The organism is Paenibacillus dendritiformis (assembly GCF_945605565.1).
Classification (GTDB): domain Bacteria; phylum Bacillota; class Bacilli; order Paenibacillales; family Paenibacillaceae; genus Paenibacillus_B; species Paenibacillus_B dendritiformis_A.
On record NZ_OX216966.1, the window covers coordinates 1,195,707 to 1,212,737 of the forward strand.

17 protein-coding genes are annotated in these 17,031 nt (G+C 57.3%); 11 read left to right on the forward strand and 6 right to left on the reverse strand.

Features of this window, described 5'->3' with window-relative positions; all coding sequences use genetic code 11:
* Positions 1-50 precede the first annotated feature (50 nt).
* The gene (locus NNL35_RS05270) at positions 51-524 is read right to left on the reverse strand and encodes a MarR family winged helix-turn-helix transcriptional regulator (RefSeq protein WP_006678003.1); all 474 of its coding nucleotides are present in this window, start codon (positions 522-524) and stop codon (positions 51-53) included.
* Between the two features lie 185 nt (positions 525-709).
* Between NNL35_RS05270 and NNL35_RS05275 the strand changes: the two genes are divergently transcribed.
* The 4 genes from NNL35_RS05275 to NNL35_RS05290 all read left to right on the forward strand — a co-directional run bounded on the left by NNL35_RS05275 (position 710) and on the right by NNL35_RS05290 (position 4,200).
* Positions 710-1,699 (forward strand): NAD(P)H-quinone oxidoreductase, encoded by a 990-nt coding sequence (locus tag NNL35_RS05275; protein ID WP_006678004.1) that lies wholly within the window; start codon positions 710-712, stop codon positions 1,697-1,699.
* Between the two features lie 37 nt (positions 1,700-1,736).
* A complete protein-coding gene (locus NNL35_RS05280; RefSeq protein WP_006678005.1) occupies positions 1,737-2,435 on the forward strand; it encodes an ABC transporter ATP-binding protein in 699 nt (232 codons plus the stop codon).
* Positions 2,432-3,724, forward strand: coding sequence for an ABC transporter permease (locus tag NNL35_RS05285; protein ID WP_006678006.1), 1,293 nt, complete (start codon positions 2,432-2,434; stop codon positions 3,722-3,724). Before NNL35_RS05280 ends, NNL35_RS05285 begins: the two co-directional genes overlap by 4 nt.
* Positions 3,725-3,795: 71 nt before the next feature.
* Positions 3,796-4,200 carry a hypothetical protein gene (locus NNL35_RS05290; RefSeq protein ID WP_006678007.1) on the forward strand — a complete coding sequence of 135 codons (405 nt, stop codon included), beginning with the start codon at positions 3,796-3,798 and terminating at the stop codon, positions 4,198-4,200.
* A 57-nt stretch (positions 4,201-4,257) separates the two neighbouring features.
* On the opposite strand, the gene NNL35_RS05295 is transcribed toward NNL35_RS05290, so the two are convergent.
* On the reverse strand, positions 4,258-5,520 hold the full coding sequence (locus NNL35_RS05295; protein WP_006678008.1) for a BaiN/RdsA family NAD(P)/FAD-dependent oxidoreductase: 1,263 nt from the start codon (positions 5,518-5,520) through the stop codon (positions 4,258-4,260).
* Positions 5,521-5,794: 274 nt separating this feature from the next.
* Here NNL35_RS05295 and NNL35_RS05300 point away from each other — a divergent pair, with 274 nt between their 5' ends.
* The 4 genes from NNL35_RS05300 (at position 5,795) to nadE (ending at position 9,895) form a co-directional block, all read left to right on the forward strand.
* Entirely contained in the window at positions 5,795-7,414 is a 1,620-nt protein-coding gene (locus NNL35_RS05300) for an ATP-binding protein (RefSeq protein ID WP_100226390.1), read from the forward strand.
* 33 nt (positions 7,415-7,447) lie between these two features.
* Positions 7,448-8,230: a hypothetical protein gene (locus NNL35_RS05305; RefSeq protein ID WP_006678010.1), complete on the forward strand. Its 783-nt coding sequence runs from the start codon at positions 7,448-7,450 to the stop codon at positions 8,228-8,230.
* 327 nt (positions 8,231-8,557) lie between these two features.
* Positions 8,558-8,992, forward strand: a complete 435-nt coding sequence (locus NNL35_RS05315) for a BrxA/BrxB family bacilliredoxin (RefSeq protein ID WP_006678011.1) — start codon at positions 8,558-8,560, stop codon at positions 8,990-8,992.
* 93 nt (positions 8,993-9,085) lie between these two features.
* Positions 9,086-9,895, forward strand: a complete 810-nt coding sequence (nadE, locus tag NNL35_RS05320) for an ammonia-dependent NAD(+) synthetase (RefSeq protein WP_006678012.1) — start codon at positions 9,086-9,088, stop codon at positions 9,893-9,895.
* Positions 9,896-10,058: 163 nt separating this feature from the next.
* Here nadE and NNL35_RS05325 read toward each other — a convergent pair whose 3' ends face one another.
* From NNL35_RS05325 to NNL35_RS05335, 3 genes are all read right to left on the reverse strand, one after another.
* Positions 10,059-10,307, reverse strand: coding sequence for a hypothetical protein (locus NNL35_RS05325; protein ID WP_254553001.1), 249 nt, complete (start codon positions 10,305-10,307; stop codon positions 10,059-10,061).
* 559 nt (positions 10,308-10,866) lie between these two features.
* Positions 10,867-12,222 carry a Na+/H+ antiporter NhaC family protein gene (locus NNL35_RS05330; RefSeq protein WP_006678013.1) on the reverse strand — a complete coding sequence of 452 codons (1,356 nt, stop codon included), beginning with the start codon at positions 12,220-12,222 and terminating at the stop codon, positions 10,867-10,869.
* A 33-nt stretch (positions 12,223-12,255) separates the two neighbouring features.
* Positions 12,256-13,113, reverse strand: coding sequence for an alpha/beta hydrolase family protein (locus NNL35_RS05335; protein WP_006678014.1), 858 nt, complete (start codon positions 13,111-13,113; stop codon positions 12,256-12,258).
* 173 nt (positions 13,114-13,286) lie between these two features.
* Here NNL35_RS05335 and NNL35_RS05340 point away from each other — a divergent pair, with 173 nt between their 5' ends.
* Genes NNL35_RS05340 through NNL35_RS05350 form a run of 3 tightly spaced genes read left to right on the forward strand, consistent with a single transcriptional unit; the run spans position 13,287 to position 15,536 of the window.
* Positions 13,287-13,673, forward strand: a complete 387-nt coding sequence (locus tag NNL35_RS05340) for a GntR family transcriptional regulator (RefSeq protein WP_006678015.1) — start codon at positions 13,287-13,289, stop codon at positions 13,671-13,673.
* Entirely contained in the window at positions 13,670-14,545 is an 876-nt protein-coding gene (locus NNL35_RS05345; protein WP_006678016.1) for an ABC transporter ATP-binding protein, read from the forward strand. The genes NNL35_RS05340 and NNL35_RS05345 overlap by 4 nt, the downstream gene beginning before the upstream one ends.
* The gene (locus NNL35_RS05350; RefSeq protein WP_006678017.1) at positions 14,535-15,536 is read left to right on the forward strand and encodes an ABC transporter permease; all 1,002 of its coding nucleotides are present in this window, start codon (positions 14,535-14,537) and stop codon (positions 15,534-15,536) included. The genes NNL35_RS05345 and NNL35_RS05350 overlap by 11 nt, the downstream gene beginning before the upstream one ends.
* 58 nt (positions 15,537-15,594) lie before the next feature.
* Here NNL35_RS05350 and bioA read toward each other — a convergent pair whose 3' ends face one another.
* Positions 15,595-16,953 carry an adenosylmethionine--8-amino-7-oxononanoate transaminase gene (bioA, locus tag NNL35_RS05355; protein WP_006678018.1) on the reverse strand — a complete coding sequence of 453 codons (1,359 nt, stop codon included), beginning with the start codon at positions 16,951-16,953 and terminating at the stop codon, positions 15,595-15,597.
* Positions 16,954-17,031 lie beyond the last annotated feature (78 nt).

Below are 17,031 nucleotides of genomic sequence, written 5' to 3' on the forward strand. Positions count from 1 at the left end.
CGCAACAAGCAAAGAAACGGCATTCGCAACCGCGGCCGTTTCTTCTCGTTTTACCCCTCTTTTTTTGTGACAAGACTGAGCTTTTCCGCCTGAATGCCCAGCTTTTTGAGCAGTAGTATCGCTTGGGCCTTCTCTTCCAAGGTCAGTCCGCTTAATGCCCGGCGTAGGGTCTGGGCCTGCTTCGGCAAAATATTCTGCATCTCTGCCCGGCCCTGTTCCGTCAATTCGGCGAAGATGACGCGCCGATCCTTGGAGCATGGGTGGCGCTGCACCTGGCCGTTGCGTACGAGCTTGTCGATGACGTAGGTGACATTGCCGCTCTGCAGCAGCAGCTTCGCTCCAATTTGTTGTATCGGCTGTGGTCCTTTATGATAGAGCATTTCGAGTACGGCAAAGTCGGTCGGGTTGTAGCCTTGTTTTTTGCAGCCTGCAGCGGCATGATCGGAGACGCTCTTGAAAGCTTTGGAGAATACGCGGAACAAATGCAGGGCTTCATCGGTGTCGCGTTGCGCCCGTTCAGACATAGTCCTTTCCACCTCGCTTTACTGGTTACATCTTCATCGTATAAGCTTAAGGTGATGTCCAACATGTCATAGATCACACTTTCGGCTAAAAAGTGCAATAAATTTTGAATATTAAATTTGATCGAGATCTTTCGGCTCCATTCGGTGAATAATGGAGAGGAGCTTACCTGAGGAGGCGGAAAAGAATGAGCTATTCGAAAAACATGCTGGCTTGTCATGTGGAACCGGATCTTCAATTGACATGGAAAGAGATGGAGGTCCCGACCTGCGGTGAGGGAGAACTGCTCGTCCGGGTGCATGCCACGGCGCTGAATCGGGCCGATCTGCTGCAGAAGCGCGGGAAATATCCGGTGCCGGAAGGGGCGTCTCCCGTACTCGGCCTCGAAATGGCAGGTACGGTGGAAGCCGTCGGTCCAGGAGTAACGGGCTGGAAGGCGGGAGACCGGGTGGCGGCGCTGCTTCCGGGAGGAGGCTATGCGCAATATGCGGTCATCCCGGCCGATATAGCGATGCCCGTCCCGGCGGCTCTCACCTTGGAGCAGGCGGCCGCGCTGCCGGAGGCTTACTTGACCGCCTACTTGAACCTGTTCCAGCTCGGGAAGCTGGAAGCCGGGGAATCGGTGCTCATCCATGCCGGGGCAAGCGGCGTGGGGACGGCTGCGATTCAGCTCGCGCGGGCTGCGGGGGCGAGAGTCGCCGCCACGGCCGGGACGGAGGAGAAATGCGAGCGGCTGAAGGCGTTGGGAGCAGAGCTCGTCTTGAACTATAAGACCGAGCCGTTGGCCGAGACGGTGCTGTCCTGGACGGAAGGCGCCGGCGTGAATGTCGTGCTGGATCCGGTATGCGCCACGTATTGGAATGATCATGTGCGCTGCATGGCGATGGACGGCAGGCTGGTCCTGATCGGGACGCTGGGCGGATCGAAGGTGGAGGTGGACTTCATGTCCGTTATGCTGCGCCGCTTGCATGTCATCGGGAGCACGCTGCGCGGCTTGCCTCCGAAGCGCAAGAGCGAATTGACGAAGGCGTTCTGGAGCTTCGCCGGGCCATCGCTGGAGCGCGGAGAGTGCCTGCCGGTCATCGACTCGGTCTGGCAGCCCGAGCAAATAAATGAAGCACATCAGCGGATGGAACGTAATGAAAATGTAGGGAAAATCGTTCTCTTGGTGCCTTAAGCCAGAAGAGAACAAGCAAGCAGAAGAAGGTGCTGGCATGATTGTATTGGATACACGTATCGAAGAAGCGGGCTATGACAAAGGAGATCCGACGATACGCAACATCTCCTTTCAAGTACATGCAGGGGAGCTTGTCGGACTCATCGGGCCGAACGGGGCCGGCAAGAGCACGACCATCAAGTCCATTCTTGGCATTATGCGCGAGGTCAAAGGGGCCATTCGCATCGGTGACGGAACGGGGACATACGCCTATGTGCCGGAGCAGCCCGTCCTGTATGATTCGATGACGCTGTGGGAGCATCTGGAGCTGGCTGCCGCCGCCCATGAGCTGCCGGAAGCCGAGTTCCGGGAGCGGGCAGAGGAACTGCTGAGCATCTTTCAATTAACCGAAGTGAAGCATCATTTGCCGACCAGCTTCTCCAAAGGAATGCAGCAGAAGCTGATGTTGATTATCGCCTTCCTGCTCAAGCCTTCCTTATATATCGTGGACGAGCCGTTCGTCGGCCTTGATCCGCGGGCCACCCGGCGCTTCCTCCGGATGCTGGAGGAGGAGCGGAAGCGGGGAGCCGGCGTCCTGATGAGCACGCATGTGCTGGATACGGCCGAGCGGGTCTGCGATTCCTTCGTGCTGATCCATCAGGGGCGCATTGTCGCCTCCGGCACGTTGGATCAGGTCCGGGGAACGAGCGGGCTGCCGGAAGGAACGCTGTTCGACTGCTTCGAGGTGCTGACTTGAAGCGGCCGGTCTCCGGGCCGTGGAGGCTCGCTCTGTACCGATGGTCGACGAATGCCGCATATCAATGGAAGGCGCTCCGGTCCGCGCTGGATTGGACCGTGTGGCTCTATATCGCCATTCCGGCGCTGCTGCTCGGCATCAAGTTTTATTATGATTGGTGGACCCTTCCGCTGCCGGCGGACTGGATTGTGCTGCCGAGGGAAGTATGGCTGCTGCCGTTCCTCCTGCCGGTGCTGTCCGGAACGCTTCATACCTGGAGCGAAGCGGGCGACGTGCTGTTCCTTAGGCAGAAACAAGCATGGTGGAGCCGGCTGGCCGCCTTCGGATTGCTGACGTACACGGTCCGCAGCGTGGTGATGACAGGCATTATCGGAGTTGTGGCGGCCCCTTGGCTGATGAAGGGCTACGGCCTGTCTGCCGGGGAATTGGCGGCTTTGGGCGCGGGAAACGCCTCCTTATCCATATTATCGGCATGCCTTCGCAACCGCGTGCAGACGGAATGGCACGGCTGGCGGCGTTGGGGGCTCGGTCTGTTGGCGGGCTCTGTCGTGATTGCCGCCTATTGCGGGCTCGTCTACATTTTGTCCATTCATCCATTCCTGCCGTTGGGCGGAGCGCTGCTGCTCTGTATCCTGGCCGCGCCGTTTATCCGGTATCGCCTGCATGTAACCCATGCTTTTGAACGCGATGTCGAGCTGGAGAGCCAGGCACGGATGAGACTGACCGCGCTGCTGCTGTCGCAGAGCATGGATAAGCCTGTGCGGCGCAAGCGGAAGCGGGGACTGCTGTTCCCGCGCTCGGGATATTTCATGAAGCGGAAGCATGGCGGACAGGTCATCGGCTCTTTGGCTGTGAAGTCATTGCTTCGCAGCCGCAATCATTTTTTGTTCTATTTGCGGTTTGTCGGGATTGGGTTGTTCGCTGCCGTTACCTGCGTCAATTCTTTGCCAGGCCTGTATTATTTCATCGTTCCCGTCCTGTGCGGCGTACTCAGCTATTGGCTGAGCTTATATTGGAGGGAATTCATTGAAGGAGATGTGCCTTCGATGTTCTCGTTCCGATCGTCGCATCTGCAGCAGGCGGCGGCTCATATGATTCAAGTGCTGGCGTCTGTTCCTGGCTTCCTCTGGGCGCTGGCAGGCGGGCTGTTCATTGCGCCGCCGCTTATGGCTCTCGGCATGGCGCTGCTGGGCGGACTGGCCGCCGGGGCGCTCGGAACCGTCATCGTGCAGATGAAAGGCTGGAAGCAGAAGACGAAGGAAGAGAAGCACGGTCATTCTGGGGCGTGAACCGATGAACGGATGAGATTCCGGTCTTGCGGGCATATTATGTCCAAAGCGGAGAAAGAGGAGGGCAAGACATGGAAGCAGCCGCTATCCGGTTCCGGTTCTCGGATGCCGCGAGTGCCCGATTGGCCTTCGACACCTTGGAAGAACTCGGTTATGAGCCGGTCTATGACGGCGATCACCGCACGGAACTTCATATTCATGTGGAGAAAAGAGATCTGACCTCGGCGATGGAGATTGCCGAGGCTCACGGCGGCACGCTTGTGGAAGAAGGAGATATGACCGAATCCGCAATCGTGAATGATGCCTATAATATCGATCTCATTCCGATCCCGGCACATGTGATCAATGAGGATTGGGCAGACGACGACCGGTATGCCTTGGCCGCATCGAGTCATGATGATCTCGCAGCGCGGGAAGAGGACGCGATGGGCTGGAATGACGATACGAACCAGTTCCCTGGAGGGATTCATATCTAGGGCAACGCAAGAAGCGGCTTCGCTCCCCGGCGACAGGGAGTGGAGCCGCTTTGTTGCTTATTGGAGGGCGGCGGCATGCTTCCCGGCTGTATATCCGGTAGCGAATGCGGCCGTAATGTTATAGCCGCCCGTATAGCCATGCACATCAAGAATCTCGCCGCAGAAAAAGAGTCCTCTCATCAGCTTCGACTCCATCGTGCGCGGGTCAATCTCCTTCAAATTGACTCCGCCGCCCGTGACGAACGCTTCCTCCAGCGACAAGGTGCCGTTCACCTTGACGGGGAAGGACGTAATCAGCCGGCACAGTTCTTGCAGCGGCTGCTTGCGAATATGATCGCGGGTCACACTCTCCTCGATGCCGGCCTGCTGGAGCAGGATGGGCACCATCCGCTCGGGTACCAGGTGCTTGAGCACATTTTTGAGCGCCTTCTTCGGCTCCTGGCTCCACCGCTCCATCAGCTGCCGCTCCAGCTCCTCCGGACTGAGCTCCGGCTTCATGTTGATGGTCAGCAGGACCGTCTCCTGTCCGGTGCGCTTCCGCTCCTTGACGACGAACTGGCTGCAGCGGAGCGCGGCTGGCCCAGACAGCCCGAAATGCGTAAAGAGGAGATCTCCATCGTGCTGAATGATCTTTTTGCCCTTGGCGTTCCACACCGTAAGACGGATATCTTGAAGCGACAGGCCTTGCAGCAGCTTCTCGCGGATAAAATAAGCTTGAGAGGTTAGCGGCACCTCCGTTGGATACAGCTCGGTGATCGTATGTCCGGCAGCTTCGGCCCAAGGGTAGCCATCGCCGGTAGAGCCTGTGCGGGGAACGGACTTGCCTCCCGTCGCAATGATGACCGACTTCGCGCGGATGATAGTGCCATCCGACAGGCGGACGCCTTCCACGGCGCCGCCCGCGTAGAGCACCTCAGACACGGGCCGGTTCGTCATCATCGAGACGCCCCGCTTGCGGACTTCCCCGATAAGCGCTTCGACCACGGTCTTCGCCTTGTCGGACACCGGGAACATCCGGCCGTTATCCTCTTCCTTCAACGCGATGCCGAGTCCTTCGAAGAAGCGGATAATATCCTGATTATTGAAATGAGAAAACGCGCTATGTAAAAATCTCCCGTTCCCCGGAATATGCCGAATCAGATCATCCAAATCTTTATTATTCGTCACGTTGCACCGTCCGCCGCCCGAAATGCCGAGCTTGCGGCCCAGCTTGTCCCCTTTGTCGATCAGCAGCACGTCCGCGCCTTCACCCGCAGCAGCAATACAGGCCATCAATCCTGACGGTCCGCCGCCGATAACTATAATATCGGTCTCTTTCATGTCGTATACTCCTTCACCGTCGTTTCGTCCCTTATTGTATCGCATTATGTAGAAAAATGCCTAAAAGATCGGTTTGCTCCATTGTCAAACTTGGCCATTTATGTTTTAATCAATGCATTCCACAACATGCCAGAGGAGAGAAATCATGTACATCGCTTTGAAGGAAACCCTTCTGCAAGTTCTGATTGCTTGTATACCGGCGTTCTCCTGCCAGCTATGTTCCATTCGGTCGGCGCGACCGTTACTGACTCGGCTTGCTGTCGGATCGGCTTCCGTGATTTCCGTGTTTCTGTGCATCCTGTTCTCCTTCCATCATGCGGAGGCTTCGCAGCCATTCGATTTTCGGCTGATTCCTTTTATGCTGGGCGTGCTATACGGCGGATACCGCATCGGATTGGTTATGGTGGCCCTTTATACCATTTTTATTATCGCTTTTCCACTATATCAACCGGCGGGGAACCAATGGGGAGATGCCCTGATTTATTTAACCCCGCTATTGTTTATTACCATTAACAAATTCCGTCAGTCCGGCTTGCGAATGCGGCTTGCCATCATTATTTCCTTCTCGCTGCTCGGTATGCTCGTCTACAGCATTGTCTACGCAGCGTATCTCTGGACCGCTCCGGTTGAGACCGCTGTCGGAGCCCTCGGCTCTCCCTTTATCGTCTTATTCGGCATCGTGTTTCTGCTTACCGCGTGCTTGGTGCTGTATATGATGGAAGGCACGAGAGAGAAGACGTTCCTGCAGCAGGGATATCGGATCGTCTCCCGTCAATACCGGGAGGAGGTCGAGAAGCTCAAGCAGATTCTCAATACGGCTCCGCTCTGCGTCATTGCCATCGATGCGGATACCCGCATCACCGCTATCAACGACATGATGATCGAAGGGATCCAGCTGCAGGTTCCCGGCGTGACGAGGGCTCAATTAATGGGGCGTCCACTGAGGGATCTGCTGCACAAGATGGGAGATGAGCCGAATAAGTTCATTATCCTGCAATGGGCTTTGCAAAAAGGGGCCGTCGAAGGCGAAGTCGCGCGCCTTGGTGAACGGGATTACTACATTTTGGCGAAGTCCATCTACAGTCAAGAGACCGGGGAGATTGTCGGTGCGGTCGGCATGGCACATGATGTGACTGAGCTGTCCAAGCTGCGCGCCGAGATCGGCAACATGGAGCGGCTGCATCTGGTCGGCCAGATGGCTGCCAGCATTACGCACGAGATCCGCAACCCGATGGCGGTCATTCGCGGGTTCATGCAATTAATCCAGGAGAAGAGTCCCGACAATATGAAGGACTATTACCGGATTGTTATGGACGAGATCGACCGTGCCAACGGGATCATCAACGATTTCCTGGCGCTGGCGCAAAACCGTATCGTGGAGAAGGAAATGGTCCATCTGCATGATATTATAAAGCAGCTGTCGCCGCTGCTGTGGGCGGATGCCAATCTGCGCGGCCAGGAGATCATCTATCAATTGGGCGAGAATATTCCGGAGCTGTACTTGGATACGAAAGAAATGAAGCAGCTTATTCTGAACCTGTCGCGCAATGCGCTGGAATCGATGGAGTCGATGGAGAAGCGGGGGACATTAACGATCTCGACCCGTGCCGTGCCTCAAGGCGTGCAGCTGCTTGTAAGTGATACCGGGACAGGAATTCCGGACTCCGTCATAGAAAAGCTGTTCGAGCCGTTCTATACGACCAAGTCGAAAGGGACCGGACTAGGCTTGCCGCTCTGCTTGAGCATCGTCGAACGGCATGAAGGAACAATTGATATTGATACGTCGGAGAGAGGGACCACGTTCGTGGTCACCTTCCATCTCGATCCGAAGCGGCGAAGAGAAGCGCAGCGGGAGCAGGAACATCATCCGCAGGACGCGTTGAACGCGCTCTAGTCGTCAGCTATCATAGATGAGGGAGGTGAGCGTGTGAACGTAATCCAGATCGGCAGCTTGACGATCAACGGCGATTTGCTGGCAAGCTTCGCGTCCTTCCTGATCGCGGCGCTCGTCATCTCGCTCCGGGTCCGCATGGACAAGGGATTGAGTCGCCGCTATGCAGACTGGGCCTACGGGGTCGCCTTCATCTGTATGTTGAATGCGAAGTTCGGCTTCCTGTGGGACGCACCGTCGATTCTGTGGGAACAGCCGCGCACGCTGTTATTTCTCAGCGGAATGTCTACGAACGGCAATATGCTGCTCGTACTCGGCCTCATCGTCTGGACGACCGTATACGTGAGACGGAACGGCTTGTCGTATCCGGTGCTGTCGGATTTGCTCGCCTATGGGCTGTTGGCATTCCTCGCGGCTTATGGCTGGCTGTACGCGCTGCAGGATAGCGCGGCCCCAGGATATACGACGCTGCCGATGCCAAGCGGCATCTTCCCAAGAGGTCTGCCGCCTGTCGAATCGATGCTCGCCCTGCTGTTGCTGGCGGGAATATGGATGAGGCGGCGTCCGCCCGGCAGCTTGTCGGATGCGCAGTGGACCTTCGTCCCCGTAGGGGCGTTCGGCATGCTTGCCAGCTTTCTGAAGACTCATGAGACGATATGGATGGGGCTCGCCCCTGAACAATGGCTGTGCGTTGTCCTGCTGGCTGCCGGATATATGGTTGTTCGGCACCGGGAGAAGACCGACACGGAGACAGGGATGGAGACGGAGACGGGGGCGGATACATCGCCTGAGCGCTCCGCGGACATGGAGGAAGGATAGGCTTTTTTGCAGGTGCGCATACTAGATGCGAGACTGCATGAAGGAGGCCTATGGAGATGCAAGAGAGTCATTCCAAGGAGCAAAAGCAGCAGGAACAAGCCAACCGGACTGCCGACACACGCGGTAAAATACCGGTTGACAAAAAGCTGGAAGGACCGAACCGTCCGTCCACATAAGCGCTAACGGCGCAAGATAAGGGAAAGCCGTTTCCGGAAGGAACGGCTTTCCCTTGCTTTACTCCTGTGCAAATGGTTAAAATATTAACGATAGCACTATCTGGTGACGTCTATCGGGGTAACTATTTTCGGGTTAGGAGTGAAGTGAAGAATGTCTATGTCTTTTGAGCAATATATGCGCGATATGGTGCAGCCGATGCGCAACGAATTGACATCGATTGGCTTCGAAGAATTGCGGACGCCGGAAGAGGTGGAAGCGAAGCTGCCGACGGCGAAGGGAACCGCGCTTGTAGTCGTGAACTCCGTATGCGGCTGTGCAGCGGGACAATGCCGTCCAGGCGTGCGCAAAGCGTTGGAGCATGAAGTGACGCCGGATCATTTGTTCACCGTTTTTGCAGGGCAGGACAAAGAAGCTACGGCACAAGCGCGCGAATACTTTGCGCCGTATCCGCCGTCTTCCCCATCGATCGCTTTGATGAAGGATGGCAAATTGGTCCATTTTATCGAACGCCACAGCGTAGAAGACCGCTCTGCCGAGCAGATTGCAGCGGATCTGACAGCAGCATTTGATCGCCACTGCCGCTAATGCGCAGTCTCATCCCCGCGTTGCTCTGATGCGGGGATGTTTCCATAAATACGAGCAGATCGTGAACAGGATGGATCGAAGGGAGATATCCAGATGAGCCTACAAGAGGAAATCATCAATCGGTTCGGAGTCAAGCCCCAAATCGATGTAGATGCCGAAATCCGCAAACGTGTTGATTTTTTGAAGCAGTATGTGACCAACGCAGGTGCGAAAGGGCTGCTGATCGCCATTAGCGGCGGAATCGACAGCGCAGTCGCCGCCGGCTTGTGCAAGCGCGCCACCGACGAGCTATCTGCGGAATCCGGCCAGGAGTACATGACGCTGGGCGTGTTCCAGCCCTATGGGGAGCAGGTTGACATTGCCGACAGCTATGCCGTCGCGGAAGCGTTTCAGTTGAAGCATACCGTCGAGACCAACATCGAAGAAGCGGTGAACGAGGTTGCGCTTGAGGTCGAGCAAGGCTTCAAGGGACTCGGTCAACCGCGCCATATCAGCGTTCCTGGAAAAGGGAACATCAAAGCGCGGATACGGATGGTCGCCCAATATGCGCTGGCGTTCGACCTGAACCTGATCGTCGTCGGCACGGACCATGCATCCGAAGCGTTGACCGGCTTCTACACCAAATGGGGCGACGGAGCCGTGGACATCACTCCGCTGTCCTCCCTGAACAAGCGCCAGATTCGCCAGCTTGCCGAACGGCTAGGCGTCCCGCGCAGCGTCATCGACAAAGTGCCGACCGCCGGCCTCTGGGAGGGGCAGACCGACGAGAAAGAGCTGGGTGTCTCCTACGAGCACAACAGCGACTACCTGGAGGGCAAACCGGTTCCCTCCGACGTTCAAGCGAAGCTCGAACAGCATTATCGCAAAACCGAGCACAAACGCGCCCCGATTCCTGGCATCTAACCGTCATACAAAATAGGCGAGGCCTAAGCCTGCCATATTCGCGTTTGAACGAAGAAGACAAGCACATGAATCGTGCTTGTCTTTTTTATATCTAATAAACCATGCAAGGAAGCTATGCCGAACGCAGAGCTTGCTCCCTCTGGCTAGAGGATACTGGCTCTCCTTAGCATATGGTGGCTGCTTCACTTTCCGTTATTATCCCCACAACGCCCTCTAGAGACAGCATACTTCTCTTGCATACTCGCTTATTCAGCAGCTCTTTGAACTTATCCAGAACAGGGGGAAGTTTGAAACGGCGTTTTTTTGCTTGATGTCGGGTTAGCTGCTTACTTTGAATAATGAAGACACCTCTTTCAGGGGCGGGAGAAAAGTATGTTTTCAAGGCCTTTTGCTCACGATCCCCTTGACTCATAAAAGAATAGAGGAACAGCTTGCTTGCGGTGAAATATGAAGGAGACCGTGTTTTGGAAAAGGAGCAGAAAACATACTTCCTGGCATTCCCCCCAATCAGACGTCATCTTCCGAATTGAAGAACTTACATAGTCAACAGTCAGAGAAGCCGTTAACCGAACCGGACAGCACCGCAATATCGTGAAGCAGCAATTGTATTATGAGCAATGGGGATAGTGACGAAAAGGCCCAAAAAGAGATGCTGTCCAATATCCAATCCCCCCAAGAATACCTCCCAACAATCACCCTGGAAGCTGGCGAACCGGTAAGCAGGTATGAGCAGAGGGGATAGCGGCGTAAAGGAGTTGGGGTAAGCCGCGACGGGACGACGGCGACGGGACGACGGCGGAAGGACGACGGTGACGGAACGACGAGGACGGAACTACGGTGGCGGAACGACGGGGATGAAACGGCCGAAACCAGAGCTGCCCGACCCAGAAAGGATTCGTCCTGACCAAGGGAAGAGCCGCTGTGGCGGCAGTCTTAGCCGTGACGCCCCGTCGGCGGCCATTCTTGTTCGTTCAGCCTGATAGTGTTTGGGTGCCTGGCAAGCCCGTGCGCTTCCGCTGAATCAGGAAGGAGATAAGCCACGTGCATAGCGGCAGTATCCATAGAAAGACGGCAAAGAGCGCGTATTGATGGACAGGCACATTTAGAATTGTGGCGCAGAGGACGGCCAGCATATTCCACGGGATCAGGGCAGCGAAGACAAGCGCCGTGTCGGCGACGATGCGGGAGAGCTGCGCTGGCGGGAAGCGGGTGGCCCACAGCGGCAGCACGCTCCGTCCTGACATCATGATGGGCAGAGTTTGCGTGCAGGAGACAAGCGCCAAGATGAAGCCGAATAAGCCGATGCGCGCCGTGGCCCCGGGCAGGGACGGCTTCGCGCCCAAAAAGGAGGCCATATACGGCTCCAAGGTGCGCGTCGACTCCAGGATGCCGTTGAAGGCGCCGGCCATCGCAATCAGCAGGACGAGATCGACCATATTGAGCACGCCTTTCGTATGCAGCGAGGGCAGCGAGGCATGGTCATATCCCCACAGCAGGCCGTTCCACCATGTCAGCGGATCGTGGCCCTGGAGCCAGGTGCCGAGAATGATTGCCGTCACGATGGAGAGCAGGAAGGCGTACCGCGTTGTAACCCGTAATAAGATGGCCGCGACCAGAACGAGAGCGGGCAGGATCAGCAGCGGGTGAAATGCAAAGGCATCGCGATAGGCTTCCATCTGCAATGCCTCGGCCGGAACGATCCATGCTCCCGTCCAGTCGAACAAGGCGAAGACGGCCGTAGCCGCGCCGAGGCCGAGCAGGGTTGTGGGCAGCATGGCCCTCGCCTGGAGCTTGACGGGGGTTCCCGTTGAATCGGCGACCAAGCGGTGGGCGCTCGAGAAGGGGGAGGTGCGATCCCCGACGAACGCACCGGATACGAGTGCCCCGGCCATAAGGGGCAGCGGCACGCCAGCCACCGCTGCGACTCCCATCATCGGGATGCCTACTGCGCTCAATGTTCCTGTCGAGGTGCCCAGCAGCATGGAAAATAGAGCGGACAACCAGAAGGTGAGCGTGGTCATCCAGGCCGGATGGATCCAGGACAGTCCCTGTTCGATTAGATAAGGGATGGTTCCGCTGATCGTCCAGGCCGGAATCATCAGGCCGACCATAAGCAGAATCCAGACGACTTCCATCGTATGGAGGGCGCCCGCACGCATATAGCGAAGCAGGTCGGGCCAGGGATGGCCCTGCTTGCGCGAGCAGAGAGCGAGCACAAGGAAGCCGGTAGCAAAGCCGGCAATATGCGGCAGACCGAGCAGATAGGCAGCGGTAAGGCCGCCTATCGTCGTCAGGACCGATACAGCGAGCTGGCGCGGGGTCAACATAAGTACACAGCAACTCCTGTCTATGTGTAAAAATTAGCGGGCCTGCAGCCACTGAACGGTTGCTTCAATGGCGGCCTCCAGCTCCGGTGTCGTGCCTTGGAACGGGTGAACCGTGTTGAACGTATGGCCGCCCCCTTCGATCGTAATCCACTCCGCTTCCGGATAGCTGGCGACCAGACGGGCCGAGCCGTCGCGAAAGCCCGGCAGATCGTCCGAGCCTTGGATGAGCGCCAGAGGGAAGCCGGCATCGCGGACGCGATGAATCAGGTTATATTTATCGCGATTGGCTTCCAGGTCGTCCAGCAGCAGACGGGACAACGGAAGAGCTTCGCCCGTGCGGGCGTTAATGACCTTGGATTGCCCCTTGTCCCGCATTTCCTGCTTCTGCTCCGCGGAGAATAAATCCATATTCGTCACGCCATTCCACGTAAGCACGCCTGCGATATGATCCGGATGCTCCAGCGCATACAGCAGGCAGCTTGCCCCGCCCCGGCTGTGGCCGAGCAGATAGAGCGGCATCTCCTTCGACCAAGAAAAGCTTCCGCCTTGGGCAGCCAGCCATTCCGGGAATTCGGGGGATCGAACCCAATCGAGCAGCGTGGCAAGGTCGGTCTGCTCCTCTCCGTACGTATTGATCGCGAACCGCTCCGGCTGATCGAAGCGGTCAAGCGAAGGGCCGACGCCATTATGCGAAAAATTAAAGGTTATCGCAAGCAGTCCGCTGCGATTGGCGATCTCCTCCGCTGCATAAGGGAACATTCCCCAATCCTTGAACCCTTTGTACCCGTGAGCAATGAGAAGCACTGCCGGGCGCTGCGGTTGCGCAGGCAGAAATACGTCCCCGCGCAGGATGCGGCCGTCCTGCCCTGAACAGGTGAATGCATACTTCAATCTAGCCAACCTCCTTGCCTTCCATCTTATTTTTACCCATTGTACCATACCCCTGAATTGGAGCAGAATGTCATTTTCATGTTGACAGGAATCTCTATACTTGTGTACTATGTGTATTAGTTGTGATAGTACACTTTTGCTTTTGGTTCGATCAGCAGAAAGGGAGGGTGTCCATGTTTCGTCTGCAAGAGCAGAGCGCTTCGCCGATTTATGAGCAGATTGTGGACCAGATGAAAGCGCTCATCGCGACGGGAGCGCTGCAAGCAGGAGAGAAGGTGCCCTCGGTGCGCGAGCTGTCCGCCATGCTGCTGGTTAACCCGAATACGGTCAGCAAGGCTTATCAGGAGCTCGAACGGCAAGGGGTGATTGTGACGATGCGGGGCAAAGGCACGTTTGTCGCTGAAGCGGCTTCTCCCGGCATGGCGGAGGAACGGAAGAAGAAGCTGAGAGAGGACGTCAAGCGGATCGCCCTGGAAGCGAAGCATCTCGGACTGGAACCGTCCAGTCTGCTGGACATGGTGGAGCAGGCATGTCATGAATGGTGGAGGGAAGAATCATGATGCAAGTGGAGGCTGTACATAAATCGATTGACAGCAAGCCCGTCCTGCGCGGCGTCAGCTTCGGCATCGAGCCGGGGCGCATCGTCGGGCTCGTGGGCCGGAACGGAACCGGCAAGACGACGCTGATGCGGACGATGGTCGGCATCTATAGCCCGGATCAGGGCAGCGTCGCTTTTGACGGGATTAGCGTTCACCGCTATCCGGAGCTGAAGCGGGATATCGTCTTTGTCCCGGATGCGCCGACGGCGCTGGAATCGTATACGATTCGGGAGTGCGCCAGCTGGTACGCGCAAATTTACCCGAATTTTGATCTTTTTTATTTTACGGAGGCAATGGAAGAATTCAAGCTCCCGCTGCACAAGCGGGTACGGTCGCTGTCGAAGGGCATGAAAATGCTGTTCAGCGCGGCTCTCGGGCTGGCTACGAAAGCGCGGCTGATTCTATTCGACGAGCCGACGAACGGGATAGACGCGGTAGCGAAGAAGCAGCTGTTAAGTCTGATTGTCGGATCGCTGGATGAAGAGTCTTCCATCCTCATCTCATCGCATATGCTGGATGAGCTGGACCGCATCGCTGATACGGTTGTCCTGCTGCGGGAAGGACGGACCGAGGAAGTGTGGGAGCTGGAGCAGCTGCGGCAGCAAATCAAGAAGCTGCAGATCGTGTTCGGCAAGCCGGAGCCGCCAGCCTGGCTCTATGAGCCGGATGTATTCGTCCTCCAGCAGGTCGGCCGGGTGTACACGGTGATTGTGGAATCGGAAGCGGCCTTGGAGGCGTTGAAGCGGGAGGAACCGATGCTGATAGACGAGCTCCCGCTCTCGCTGGAAGATTGGTTTACATGGAAGTCGGGAGGTGACGGGGGTGCTGCATAATTGGTTTGTCCGGCCGCTGTGGAGGAAGGAGATTCGCCAGACATGGGGCTTGCTCGGGTTGATGCTGCTGCTTGGATTCTTTGCCGTCTTGTTCACACATATGCAGCAATGGTGGTTCCAGACGCCGGAGTATATCCAGCATAACGCCTCGATATTCGACCGAGACACGGATAATGCGGTGAGTTGGGCGTTTTCCGAAAAGTATGCCATTTTCCAGTTCGGTCTTGCACTGATCTGCTTTTTGCTGGCTTTGTGGCAGATGGGCTACGAACGGCGCAGCCACATCAGCGAGCTGGGGTTCGCCTTGCCTTATCCGCGATGGCTTATCTATGGCACGAAATGGATGGTAGGCGCCGCTTATATCATCTCGTCCGTGTTCGTCATCACCGTGCTGTACGCCGTCATGCTGTGGGCATCTCCCGTCGGCTCTCATTTTCACGTCATGGTTTTCATAAAGTACGCGTTCCATGTTATTTTTGCCGTCCTGTCGGTGTATACGTTTATGCTGTTCATCGGTTCCTTCACAGGCAGCTGGACCGCCCAGGCGGTGCTGACCCTCATTCTTTTCTGCATTTATGAGTTTATGGTTTTGATGCTGCACCAGCTTGCCTATGTTTTCTTTCTGGTTCCGATCTACCAGCGTATGGATTTGCGCGGGACCGTATGGGAAAAACTCAATGTCCTGGGGTGGATTACCGAAGAAATCGATCGGTATCCGTACGGATTCGTCGGCGTGTCCGCTCTGCTGCTGCTTGTCGCGGGTCTTGTCCTGTATAACCGCAATCCGCTGGAGAACAACGGCAAGCTGATCTTGTTTCCTTCGGGGGAGAAGGTGCTGATTGGGGGCTTCGTCCTGTGCGCCGCTCTGCTTGGCGGCAATATCGGTTATGGTCTTGTCTACCCGGGCCGCTTGGGATACTTGATTGGGGCCGGATTCTGTTTTCTGCTCGGGTATCTGATCATCCGGACTCTGACTCGGATGAGGCTGTAGCGGGCAGGGATAATAGAGCGGGCGGGAGCGGATGTACAAGCTCCCGCCCGTCTTGCGTTTAGCTGAGGACGCGGCGGAGCGCCCGCTCGGTGCGGGCAGCGATGTCGCGGACATCGTCCGGCTTGGCGCACAATGGAAGCCAATAGTAGAGGGTGTCCCCGAGCGGGCGGAGAATCAGTCCCTCCTCGAAGCCCGCCTCGTACATGGCCGCCCCGATGCGCCGCTCGGGCGGGAAGGGCTGGCGGCGTTCGGCATCCAGGTACAGGTCGAACGCCGCCACGAGCCCAAGCTGCCGCACATGGGCGACATGCGGCAGGCGGGCCAGGCCGCGCAGGGCGTCCGCCAGCGCGGCAATGGTAGCCTGCGCCCGTTCGAGGACGCGCTCCTCCTCGAACAGGCGCAGCGAAGCCAACGCCACGGCGCACGCCACCGGATTGCCGGTGAAGCTGTGGCCGTGGAAAAAGGTCTTCGCCGCGTCATCGTCATAGAACGCGGCGTACAGCTCCTCGCGGCACAGCGTCGCCGCGAGCGGCATGACGCCGGCGGTCAGCCCCTTGCTGAGACACAGGATATCGGGGCTGACCCCGGCATGCTCACAGGCGAACATGACGCCCGTTCGCCCGAAGCCCGTCGCCACCTCGTCGGCGATGAGGTGGACGCCGTAGCGGCTGCACAGCTCGCGCACGCCCTGCAGATAGGCGGACGGCGTCATAATCATGCCGCCGGCTCCCTGCAGCATCGGCTCCACGATCAAGCCTGCGATCGTGTCGCCCTTCTGCTCGAACAGCTCGCGCACCGCGGCGAGCGCCCGAGCCGCCACCTCGCGTTCGCCATCGGCTCCCGCGGTGCGCGCCTGCCGCAGATCGGGCGCCGGCAGGCGGTGGCCGTGGAACAGCAGCGGCCGGAACAGCGCGTGGTAGCGATCGACCCCGCCCACGCTCACCGCGCCCAACGTGTCGCCATGATAGCTCCCGTCCAGGTACGCGAACGTCGTTTTCTCCGTTCGCCCGGTATGCTGCCAATATTGGAACGACATTTTGAGCGCCACCTCGACGGCCGTCGAGCCGTTGTCGGAGTAGAACACCCGCGTCAGCCCTTCGGGCGTCAGGCGCACGAGCTGCTCGGCCAGCTCGATGCCCGGCGCATGCGTCAGCCCGCTGAACATGACGTGGTCGAACGCGTCAAGCTGATCGCGAATCGCCGCCTTGATGCGCGGATGGCCGTGCCCATGCAGATTGCACCACCAGGAGGATACTGTATCATAATACCGCCGACCGTCCGCATCATAGAGGAAGAGGCCTTCGGCCTTTTCGATCAGCACATGATCGCGATTGGCGTAATCCTTCATTTGCGTAAACGGATGCCATACATACGCCCGATCCTTGTCAAGCAATTCCCGCTTCAGATTCTTTTCCATGGAACCCATCTCCTTCGTGTTCGGTAAGTCCGTAAACTTCTCTGCATTTGAATGTAAACCGTATAATCTAAATATAAG

What these genes read in the sequence shown, in the direction of transcription:
- bioA (WP_006678018.1), bottom strand. Translation starts at nt 16,953, where the DNA reads ATGGAAAAGAATCTGAAGCGGGAATTGCTTGACAAGGATCGGGCGTAT.
- NNL35_RS05270 (WP_006678003.1), bottom strand. Translation starts at nt 524, where the DNA reads ATGTCTGAACGGGCGCAACGCGACACCGATGAAGCCCTGCATTTGTTC.
- NNL35_RS05340 (WP_006678015.1), top strand. Translation starts at nt 13,287, where the DNA reads ATGTTTCGTCTGCAAGAGCAGAGCGCTTCGCCGATTTATGAGCAGATT.
- NNL35_RS05325 (WP_254553001.1), bottom strand. Translation starts at nt 10,307, where the DNA reads ATGAGTCAAGGGGATCGTGAGCAAAAGGCCTTGAAAACATACTTTTCT.
- NNL35_RS05280 (WP_006678005.1), top strand. Translation starts at nt 1,737, where the DNA reads ATGATTGTATTGGATACACGTATCGAAGAAGCGGGCTATGACAAAGGA.
- nadE (WP_006678012.1), top strand. Translation starts at nt 9,086, where the DNA reads ATGAGCCTACAAGAGGAAATCATCAATCGGTTCGGAGTCAAGCCCCAA.
- NNL35_RS05295 (WP_006678008.1), bottom strand. Translation starts at nt 5,520, where the DNA reads ATGAAAGAGACCGATATTATAGTTATCGGCGGCGGACCGTCAGGATTG.
- NNL35_RS05330 (WP_006678013.1), bottom strand. Translation starts at nt 12,222, where the DNA reads ATGTTGACCCCGCGCCAGCTCGCTGTATCGGTCCTGACGACGATAGGC.
- NNL35_RS05290 (WP_006678007.1), top strand. Translation starts at nt 3,796, where the DNA reads ATGGAAGCAGCCGCTATCCGGTTCCGGTTCTCGGATGCCGCGAGTGCC.
- NNL35_RS05315 (WP_006678011.1), top strand. Translation starts at nt 8,558, where the DNA reads ATGTCTATGTCTTTTGAGCAATATATGCGCGATATGGTGCAGCCGATG.
- NNL35_RS05345 (WP_006678016.1), top strand. Translation starts at nt 13,670, where the DNA reads ATGATGCAAGTGGAGGCTGTACATAAATCGATTGACAGCAAGCCCGTC.
- NNL35_RS05275 (WP_006678004.1), top strand. Translation starts at nt 710, where the DNA reads ATGAGCTATTCGAAAAACATGCTGGCTTGTCATGTGGAACCGGATCTT.